Source organism: Streptomyces sp. NPDC057099 (assembly GCF_042671245.1).
Lineage (GTDB): Bacteria > Actinomycetota > Actinomycetes > Streptomycetales > Streptomycetaceae > Streptomyces > Streptomyces purpurascens.
The window spans coordinates 65,241-75,109 of record NZ_JBHUTX010000039.1; the positions used below are offsets into that span (position 1 = coordinate 65,241).

At 69.9% G+C, this 9,869-nt stretch carries 7 protein-coding genes; 6 read left to right on the forward strand and 1 reads right to left on the reverse strand.

Annotation, left to right across the window (positions count from 1 at the left end):
• Positions 1–110 precede the first annotated feature (110 nt).
• A complete protein-coding gene (locus ACFT4A_RS32550; RefSeq protein WP_382837330.1) occupies positions 111–1,007 on the reverse strand; it encodes a helix-turn-helix domain-containing protein in 897 nt (298 codons plus the stop codon).
• A 120-nt stretch (positions 1,008–1,127) separates the two neighbouring features.
• On the opposite strand from ACFT4A_RS32550, the gene ACFT4A_RS32555 reads away from it, so the two are divergent.
• The 6 genes from ACFT4A_RS32555 (at position 1,128) to ACFT4A_RS32580 (ending at position 9,808) form a co-directional block, all read left to right on the forward strand.
• Positions 1,128–1,889 (forward strand): nuclear transport factor 2 family protein, encoded by a 762-nt coding sequence (locus tag ACFT4A_RS32555; protein WP_382837333.1) that lies wholly within the window; start codon positions 1,128–1,130, stop codon positions 1,887–1,889.
• Between the two features lie 17 nt (positions 1,890–1,906).
• Positions 1,907–2,248: a hypothetical protein gene (locus ACFT4A_RS32560; protein WP_382837355.1), complete on the forward strand. Its 342-nt coding sequence runs from the start codon at positions 1,907–1,909 to the stop codon at positions 2,246–2,248.
• Positions 2,166–3,101, forward strand: coding sequence for a protein-ADP-ribose hydrolase (locus ACFT4A_RS32565; RefSeq protein ID WP_382837336.1), 936 nt, complete (start codon positions 2,166–2,168; stop codon positions 3,099–3,101). Before ACFT4A_RS32560 ends, ACFT4A_RS32565 begins: the two co-directional genes overlap by 83 nt.
• Positions 3,098–3,988: an NAD-dependent protein deacetylase of SIR2 family gene (locus ACFT4A_RS32570; RefSeq protein WP_382837339.1), complete on the forward strand. Its 891-nt coding sequence runs from the start codon at positions 3,098–3,100 to the stop codon at positions 3,986–3,988. The genes ACFT4A_RS32565 and ACFT4A_RS32570 overlap by 4 nt, the downstream gene beginning before the upstream one ends.
• A complete protein-coding gene (locus ACFT4A_RS32575) occupies positions 3,985–4,365 on the forward strand; it encodes a nuclear transport factor 2 family protein (RefSeq protein ID WP_382837342.1) in 381 nt (126 codons plus the stop codon). Before ACFT4A_RS32570 ends, ACFT4A_RS32575 begins: the two co-directional genes overlap by 4 nt.
• Before the next feature lie 214 nt (positions 4,366–4,579).
• Positions 4,580–9,808 (forward strand): family 43 glycosylhydrolase, encoded by a 5,229-nt coding sequence (locus ACFT4A_RS32580; RefSeq protein WP_382837344.1) that lies wholly within the window; start codon positions 4,580–4,582, stop codon positions 9,806–9,808.
• The last annotated feature ends 61 nt before the right edge of the window (positions 9,809–9,869 follow it).

Consider the following 9,869-nt stretch of genomic DNA (forward strand, 5'->3'; position numbering starts at 1 on the left):
CCGGGGCCGGGGAGCGCGGGAAGGACCATCCGGTCCAGCACCAGGCCCTGTTGCGTTCGCCTGCCGACGCATGACGGTCGGGGTGGCCTTCCGTCGCCGCAGGACGCGTTTCAGTTCGCGGTGTGCCCGCGGACCGTGTCGCGGAAGGCGATCGGGGTCTGGCCGGTGCGGTGGTGGAAGTACTTGCTGAAGTGGGTCGCGCTGGAGAAGCCGAGGCGGTCGGCGATGCGGGCGGCGCTCTGGTCGCTGTGGGCCAGGAGGCGCTTGGCCTCCAGGACGACGCGGCGGTCGATGAACTCCTTGGCGCCCAGGCCGGCGGCGGTGAGCGTGGCGCGGGAGAGGGTGCGGGTGGAGTAGCCGAGCGATGCGGCGTAGTCCTCCACCCGGCGGGTGCGCGCGAAGTCCTTTTCCACCGCATCGCGGAAGCGCAGGTAGGTGGCGTCGGGTTCGGGCACGGGGCTGCCTGCGGGTGCGGTGAGGTGCGCCAGCCGCAGGACGAGGACCGCGAGCAGGTGGCGCAGTGCTGCGGTGTGGATCTCAAGGGGCAGGTGTCCGAGGGCGTGGAACTCGGTGGCGAGGTGGTCGGCGGCCAGCCGCAGGGCCGCTTCGTCGTCGGGCAGCGGGCGGCGCAGGATCGGGGCGTGCGGGTCTTCGGTGTGAGCGCCGTGCGTGGTGGCCGGGTCGAGGAAGTCCTGGCGGAACAGGATCAGGGTGCCGTCGGCGTCGGCGAGGTTGCCCCACTGCTGGACCTGCCCGGGGCGTACCCAGAGCCAGGAGCCGGGGTCGAGGGCGTAGGCGGTGAAGTCGACCGTGTGCCGCAGGGTCCCGCCCGTAAGGGTCATCAGGTGGTGGAAGTCGGGTCGCTGGGGAAGCACGAGCCGCTCGGCGGGGACCCGCCGGCGCAGGTCGGCGAGGGACAGCACCTCCACGCCGGCGGGGGTGCCGGCGGGCGCGGCGAAGGGGATCTCCGGGATGCCGCGATCGGCATCGTGTCGCATTTTGACCATAGCGAGTCACCAGCGTATCCGATCCGGCCTGTTCAGCACCCATAGCGTGAAGGTGTCGCCGGGTTCGGAGCCGAGCCGGTGTCGGAAAGCAGTAAGCCCTCACCTCGCAGGAGAAGCGCCATGAGCAACGCCAAGAACACCGTCCTGGCCGCGGCCGCCGAGCTGTTCGGACAGAAGGACCCGAGCGCGGTGGACCGCTGGGCCGCCGCCGACTACCGCCAGCACAGCGCCCTGGCCGCCGACGGCCCCGAGGCCCTGCGCCAGATGGTCGCCGGCCTGCCGGAGGGCTTCCGATACGAGGGCGCCCGTGTGATCGCCGACGGCGACCTGGTCGCCCTGCACGGCACGTACCACGGCTTCGGCCCCGACCCGCTGGTCGCCTTCGACATCTTCCGCGTCGACGCCGACGGCAAGCTCGCCGAGCACTGGGACGCCCTCACCCCGCTGGTCGAGGACACCGCCTCCGGCCGCTCCCAGACCGACGGCCCCACCGAGCCCGCCGACCCGGACAGGACCGAGGCGAACCGCGCCCTGGTGGAGGAGTTCGCCGCGAAGGTCCTCAAGGGCGCCGACTACTCCGTACTGACCGACTACATCTCGACCGAGACCTACCACCAGCACAACCCGGAAGCGGCCGACGGACTCGACGGCTTCGGCGCCGCCGCCGCGAAGTGGGCCGAGCAGGGCAAGAACCTCGTCTACAAGACCGTCCACAAGGTCATCGCCGAGGGCGACTTCGTCCTGCTCCAGTCCGAGGGCGAGTTCGGCGTCCCCGCCGCCTACTACGACCTCTTCCGCGTCCAGGGCGGCAAGATCGTCGAGCACTGGGACGTCGTCGTCCCCGTGCCCGCCGAACTCCCGCACTCCAACGGCCTGTTCTGACACCGGACGGCACCACCCTGCACTACGAGACCCTGGAGGGCCCCGGCAAGGGCGCTGAGGAGACCGTCACCCTCCACACCGCCGAGGTGGCCCCCGGCCTGTTCATGCTCGGCTGGGTCGAGACGTCCGGCATGACAATCACCCCTGAAGCCCCTGACCACGCCGCAGTGCCCCACCGGTCAACAGGTGAGGGCACCACGGCGTGCCGTGCTCCAGACGCATCCCCTACGACTCCCTCCTACGACCCGTCACATGCCCCACCGCCGGAGGACAACCGTGTACGCGACCGCACTGCCGATCGCCGCCTACCGCGCCGCCATCGCCTTGGGCGAGCCGTTCCGGTCCGCCAACGGCCATGATCCGGATCAGCGGTCCGCCGACCTGGTCCGTGAGGCGCTCGGCCTGCTGGGCGACGACCCGGCGGCAGTGCGGGCCGGGCTGCGTCCCGGTGCGGCGGACCGGCTCGACGATGCCGCCGCCCGGCGACTGCTGCGCGCCGTGCTGACCGTCCGGGAACCGGGCCCGTTGCCCGGCGGGACCGCCCGCGTGCTGGACGCGCTCCTGTCCGGCGAACGCCTGGCGCGCGGCACCACCGACGCCGCCTCGCTGCCCACCCTCCGCGACACGCTTCCTTCCACCGCGTACCGGGCCGCCGACCGTACGGCGCTCTGGCGGGGCGACATCACCACCCTCGGCGCCGACGCCGTCGTGAACGCCGCCAACAGCGCCCTGCTCGGCTGCTTCGCCCCGGTGCACCCGTGCGTCGACAACGCCATCCACGCCGCGGCCGGCCCCCGTCTGCGCGCCGACTGCCACACGATCATGACCCGGCAGGGCACCCCGGAACCGACCGGCACCGCCAAGATCACCCGCGGCTACCATCTGCCCGCCCGCTACGTCCTGCACACCGTCGGCCCCATCGTCGACGGCCCCCTCCGCCCGCAGCACGATCGGGCGCTGGCGGCCTCGTACCGCGCGTGTCTCGACCTGGCCACCGAGGTCGACGGCCTGCGCACCGTCGCGTTCTGCGGCATCGGTACGGGCGTCTTCGGTTACCCCAAGAAGCCCGCCGCCCGCACTGCCCTGGACACCGTGGCCGACTGGCTCGACGCCCACCCCGGACGTCTCGACCGCGTGATCTTCAATGTGTACGCGGACGAGGACCACGCCGCCTACACCCACGCTCTCACCGAAGGAGGCCCGTCCCGATGAACCGGCCCACCGTCGACGTGGCAGCCGCCGCGGGCACGATACGCAGCTGGCTCGCGGAGGCCGACCGCGTCCTGATCACGGCCGGGGCCGGTCTGAGCGCCGCCGCCGGATACGACTACGGCGACGAAGACCGCTTCCGGGAGCTCTTCCCCGCCCTGCACCGCCACGGCCTGCGCTCCCGCTACATGGTCGGCGTGCCCCTGCCGCCGTCCCTGCTGTGGGGCTACTGGGCCGTCCACATCGACGACATCCGCTTCTCCACCGTCCCCAACCCCCTCTACCCGCGGCTGCGCGCACTGGTCGACGGCAAGGACCACTGGGTGATGACGTCCAACGTGGACGGCCTCTTCGCGCGGGGTGGCTTCGACCCCGACCGGATCTTCACCCCGCAGGGCGACTACGGCCGCTACCAGTGCGGCACCCCCTGCACCCCCACCACCTGGGACAGCCGCCCTCTCGTCGAACGGCTCCTCGCCGCCTACGACCCGGCCACGGGCGCCGTCTCCGACCCCGATGCCCTGCCCCGATGCCCGAACTGCCAAGGCGAGGTCGAGATCAACGTCCGCACCGGCCACCAGTTCGTCGACACCCCCTACCTCCCCGCGGGCCACCGCCTCCAGGACTGGCTGGGCTCGGCCCCCGCCGACACCCGCCTGCTGATCCTGGAGTTCGGTGCCGGATTCAACACCCCGGGCGTGATCCGACGGCCTGGCGAACATCTCACCCGCCGCTTCCCCGCCGCACGCCTCGTCCGTGTCAACCCCGACCGTCCCGAAACCCCCGCCGACCTGGCCGGTCGGTCCCTGCCCGTCCCCGTCGGCGCCGACCGGCTGCTCGACGTACTCACCGCGCCGCACCCGGCGCTCGACCCTACGGTGGCACCATGAGCGACCCCGAGAAGAACAAGGCCACGGCCCGAGCGTTCTACGACCTGATGTTCAACCAGTGCCGCCCGGCCGAGGCCATCGACCGGTTCGTCGGCGACACCTACATCCAGCACAACCCGCACGTCGCCGACGGCAAGCAGGCGTTCATCGACTACTTCGAACGCATGGCCGCCGAGTATCCCGGCAAGCGCGTCGAATTCCAGCGGGCCTTCGCCGAAGGCGACCACGTCATCCTGCACTGCCACCAGATCTGGCCCGACGAGGAGTACGCGGGCATCGACATCTTCCGGTTCGACGCGGGCGGCAGGATCGTCGAACACTGGGACGTCCTCCAGGTCGTCCCGCCCACCTCCAAGAACGACAACACCATGTTCTAGCCCCGCCGCCAGCGGGACGGACACGTTCGACCTGTCGGACATTGTTCGAAACCTATTGACGCTGCCCTGGGCGTCGGCTGAGACTCTCGCAACACACACGTCACCCACGTGTAACGGCAGGCCCACGGCAAGGACTTGCCGTCGCCTCGTCGGTTCCTCGTTTCCGCGTTCTGCCTTGCCCGTCATCAGCCATGCCTCAGCAGGGAACCTCGACATGACGCACGTCGTACGATGCGCACGACCTCAGAGCCGCGCGAGACGTTGGGCGGGCCATCTCGCCGGACTGACCGCCGCGTCGATGCTGCTCACCCTCGCCGGACCCGCCGCTCCCGCGCAAGCGGCACCGGCGGCACCGGCGGCCGGAGCCGCGGACATCACCGACGGCCTGGCCCTCTGGTACAAACTCGACGCAGGCTCCAACGGCACCGTGACCGACGCCTCCGGCAACGGCCGCAACGGCACGGTCAGCGGCACCGCCGACTGGTCGGCATCCGGTCAGGGGCTCGCCTTCAACGGGTCCGACACCTACATCAAGGTGCCGGACGACGTCATGAAGGGCATGGACTCGATCACCGTCTCCATGGACGTACGGATCGACTCCGCCCAGAGCACGCCCTACTTCCTCTACGGCTTCGGCAACACCAGCGCGGGCACCGGCAACGGCTACCTGTTCACCACCGGCAACTCCTTCCGCACCTCCGTCGCGACGGGCAACTGGTCGACCGAGCAGACCACCAAGCCCTCCGACTCCCACAACCTGACCCGCGGGGTGTGGAAGCACATCACCTACGCCCAGACCGGCTCCACGGGCGTCCTCTACGAGGACGGCATCGAGGTCGGCCGCAACACCTCGGTCACCACCACGCCCGGCGCCATCGGCTCCGGCACCACCAAGGCCAACTACATCGGCAAGTCCGTCTACGACGGCGACAAGCTCTTCAAGGGCCGGATACGCGACTTCCGCGTGTACGACCGGGCACTGGACGGCTCTGAGGTCGAGCAGCTCTCCCTCCCCGTCGCCACCCAGGGCGTCGCCGACGACAAGGACGCCCTCAGCCTCGGCGACACCAGCGGCATCACCTCCGACCTGGACCTGCCGAAGACCGGCCCGGCCGGCGGCTCCTCCATCGGCTGGGACAGCGACAACCCGGCCGTGGTGTCCGACACCGGCAAGGTGACCCGCCCCGAGGCCGGCTCACCGGACGGCCGGGCCACGCTCACGGCGACCCTGAAGAAGGGCACCGTGACCGGCACCAAGACCTTCGACGTCACGGTCCGGCCCGCCCTCGACGACGACGCCGCCACCCGCGAGGCCGCCGAGGCGCTCACGGTCCACAACCTCGACGACGCACGCGGCAACCTCACCCTGCCCGAGAGCGGCAAATACGGCACGTCCGTGGCCTGGTCCTCCGCGAAGCCGGACGTCCTCACCGCCGACGGCGAGGTCCACCGCCCCGCGCACGGCGACGGCACCACCACCGTCGAGCTGACCGCGACCGTCACCAAGGGCGAGGCGAAGGCCACCCGCGTCATGATGGCCAAGGTGCCCGAACTCCCCGCCGAGGCGGCCCTCAAGGGCTACATGTTCAGCTACTTCACCGGCGAGGGCACCTCGGACGGCGAACAGCTCTACGCCGCCCTCAGCAAGGGCGACGACCCGCTGCACTGGCGCGAACTGAACGACGGCAAGCCGGTCCTCACCTCCACCCTCGGCGAGAAGGGCCTGCGCGACCCGTTCATCATCCGCTCCCCGGAGGGCGACAAGTTCTACCAGATCGCCACCGACCTCAAGATCTACGGCAACGGCGACTGGGACGCCTCCCAGCGCACCGGCAGCAAGTCCATCATGGTCTGGGAGTCCACCGACCTGGTGCACTGGACGAACCAGCGCCTGGTCAAGGTCTCACCCGACAGCGCGGGCAACACCTGGGCGCCGGAGGCGTTCTACGACGCCGAGCGCGGCGAGTACGTCGTCTTCTGGGCGTCGAAGCTGTACGACAACGCCGACCACTCCGGCGACACGTACAACCGCATGATGTACGCCACCACCCGCGACTTCTACACCTTCAGCGAACCCAAGGTCTGGATCGACCGCGGCTACTCGGTCATCGACTCCACGGTGATCCGGCACGACGGCACGTACTACCGCCTGTCCAAGGACGAGCGGAACAACAGCTCCTCCACCCCCAACAGCAAGTTCATCTTCGAGGAGAAGAGCGACTCCCTCCTGAACCCGTCCTGGACCCCGGTCGCCGAGGGCATCGGCAAGGGCGCGATGAACGCCGCCGAGGGACCGCTGGTGTTCAAGTCCAACACCGAGGAGAAGTGGTACGCGTTCCTCGACGAGTTCGGTGGCCGCGGCTACATCCCCTTCGAGACGACCGACCTCGACTCGGGCACCTGGACCCCCTCCACCGGCTACGACCTGCCCGCCAAGCCCCGCCACGGCACCGTGCTCCCGGTCACCCAGGCCGAGTACGACCGGCTGCTGCGCGCCTACCAGCCCGACCAGATCGTGAAGAGCGTCGAGGACGTGTCGGTCGAGACCCGGGTCGGCGACGCCCCGGTCCTGCCGGCCACGGTGATCGCCGAGTACGCCGACGGCGTCAAGCGTCCTGTCGCGGTCACCTGGGAGGACGTACCGGCGTCGAAGTACGCCCAGGCCGGCACCTTCACCGTGACGGGCAGCCTGCCCGGCGGCACCGCGATCCCGGTCCGGGCCGAGGTCACCGTGTCCGCGGAGGGACCGGACGTCCCGGCCGATCTGCTCCTGCACTACGACTTCGACGAGACGAGCGGCAGCATCGCCCGTGACTCCAGCGGGCACGGCAACCACGGCACCTACGTCCGCACACCCGACTTCGGCACCGGTGTCGAGGGCGGCTCGTTCAAGATGTCCGGCGACTCGTCGAGCTCGCCGTACGTGAGGATCCCGAACGGTGTGCTGAAGAACGCCGACAGTGTGACGGTGTCGACGTACGCCAAGTGGAAGGGCGGCAGCAGCTTCCAGTGGCTGTTCGGGCTCGGACCCGACAGCGACAAGTACCTGTTCGCCACTCCGTCCAACGGGAGCTCCAGCCTCTACTCGGCCATCACCAAGGCGAGTTGGTCGGCGGAGTCGAAGCTGACGGCCGGCTCGCAGCTCACGCCCGGCCAGTGGCGGCACGTCACGGTGACGCTGGACGGAGCCACCGGCACGATGGTCCTCTACGCCGACGGCGTCGAAGCGGCCCGCACGACGACCACCATCAAACCGTCCGAGCTGTACGACGCGGCCAAGGACCACAGCGGCTACATCGGCCGCTCCCTGTACGCGGCCGACCCCTACTTCGGCGGCGAGGTCGACGACTTCCGCGTCTACGACCGTGCCCTCACCGGCACCGAGGTCATGAAACTCAGCGGCAACACGGCGGGCATCGCCAAGGTGACGCACCCGGCGCTCAAGGTCGACGCGCTCATCGACAACGGCGGCGGCACCGTCACCTTGCCGATGAAGCCGGGCACCGATCTCACCGCGCTGGCACCGGAGTTCACACTCGCCGAGGGCGCGACGATCAGCCCCGCCTCCGGCAGCGTGCGTGACTTCACCGAGCCCGTGACGTACGAGGTCACCGGGTCGGACGGCAAGAAGCGGAGCTGGAAGGTCTCGGCGCTGGTCATGAAGACCCCGGTCCTGCCGGGTCTGAACGCCGACCCGAACATCGTGCGCTTCGGCGACACCTTCTACATCTACCCGACGACCGACGGCTTCGAAGGCTGGAGCGGCACGCGGTTCAAGGCCTACTCCTCCACGGACCTGGTCCACTGGAAGGACCACGGCGTCATCCTCGACCTGGGGCCGGACGTCAGCTGGGCGGACAGCCGGGCCTGGGCACCGGCGATGACGGAGAAGGACGGGAAGTACTACTTCTACTTCTGCGCCGACGCCAACATCGGCGTCGCGATGTCCGACTCCCCCACCGGACCGTTCAAGGACGCCCTGGGCAAGCCGCTGCTGAAGGCCGGTGACTTCCGCGGCCAGATGATCGACCCGGCGGTCTTCACCGACGACGACGGCAAGCAGTACCTCTACTGGGGCAACGGCCGCGCCTATGTCGTCCCGCTCGGCGACGACATGACCTCCATCGACACCTCGAAGGTCCAGGACATCACCCCGAGCGGCTACAACGAGGGCACCTTCGTCATCAAGCGCAAGGGCACCTACTACTTCATGTGGTCGGAGAACGACACCCGGGACGAGAACTACCGCGTCGCCTACGCGACCGGCCCCTCGCCCACCGGCCCCTGGACCAAGCAGGGCGTGATCCTGGAGAAGGACCTCTCCCTGGGCATCAAGGGCCCGGGCCACCACTCCGTCGTCCACGTCCCGAACACCGACGACTGGTACATCGCCTACCACCGCTTCGCCATACCCGGCGGTGACGGCACCCACCGTGAAACCACCATCGACAAGCTGGAGTTCGACTCCGACGGCCTCATCGAGAAGGTCGTCCCGACCCTCGGCGGCATCGACCCGGTCACCGTCGTCCACGCCGGGCCGGACGCCACCGGCACCGAGGGCGAGCCGATCACCCTCACCGGCACCGTCTCCGGGGCGGGCACCCCCAAGTGGACCGTCCAGGACGGCGCCCCGTGCACCGTCAAGGACCCCGCAGCGGCCCGCACGACCCTCACCTGCACCGACGACGGCACCTTCCAGGTCACCCTGACCGGCGGACGCGGCACCGACACCGCGACCGTCAAGGTCTCCAACGCCGCCCCGACACTCACATCCGCCAAGGGCCCCGGCTCTCCCCTCCCGGTGGGCAAGGCCGCGGTCATCACCGCCTCCTTCGACGACCCGGGCACGGCCGACCGCCACACCTGCACGGTCGACTGGAGGGACGGCAGCCGGCCGACGACCGGCACGGCCACGGACTCCGGCTGCCGCGCCGCACACGTCTACGACGACGCGGGCATCCACCGCCCGGTCGTCACGGTCACCGACGACGACAAGGGCACGGACACCACCACCCTCGCGGAACTGATCGTCTACGACCGTGCCGCCGGACCCGCCGCCGGCGCCGGAACGATCACCTCGCCGACGGGCGCCTACCCGTCCAAGCCGGGGCTGACCGGAAAGGCGGCGTTCACCCTGGGCGCCCAGTACCGAAAGGGAGCCACCGCCCCCACCGGCAAGGCCACGTTCGCCTTCGGCCCCGCCCGACTCACCTTCCGCTCGACCGGCTCCGACTGGCTCGTGGTGAACGGCTCCCACGCCGTCTACCAGGGCACCGGCACGGTAAGCGGCAAGAAGGGCTACGCCTTCAGAGTCACCGCCACCGACGGCCCGGACACCTTCCGCATCAAGATCTGGAAGAAGTCCACCGGCGATGTCCTCTACGACAACAAGACCGGCGCCAGGACGAAGGGCATCGTCACCATCGGAAATCAGCGGCGATAGGGTCCGTCTTCAAAGATCACCGGCCGGTGGGTTCATGGCGGCTCGATGCCAGCCATGAACC

What these genes read in the sequence shown, in the direction of transcription:
- ACFT4A_RS32575 (WP_382837342.1), top strand. Translation starts at nt 3,985, where the DNA reads ATGAGCGACCCCGAGAAGAACAAGGCCACGGCCCGAGCGTTCTACGAC.
- ACFT4A_RS32580 (WP_382837344.1), top strand. Translation starts at nt 4,580, where the DNA reads ATGACGCACGTCGTACGATGCGCACGACCTCAGAGCCGCGCGAGACGT.
- ACFT4A_RS32550 (WP_382837330.1), bottom strand. Translation starts at nt 1,007, where the DNA reads ATGGTCAAAATGCGACACGATGCCGATCGCGGCATCCCGGAGATCCCC.
- ACFT4A_RS32555 (WP_382837333.1), top strand. Translation starts at nt 1,128, where the DNA reads ATGAGCAACGCCAAGAACACCGTCCTGGCCGCGGCCGCCGAGCTGTTC.
- ACFT4A_RS32570 (WP_382837339.1), top strand. Translation starts at nt 3,098, where the DNA reads ATGAACCGGCCCACCGTCGACGTGGCAGCCGCCGCGGGCACGATACGC.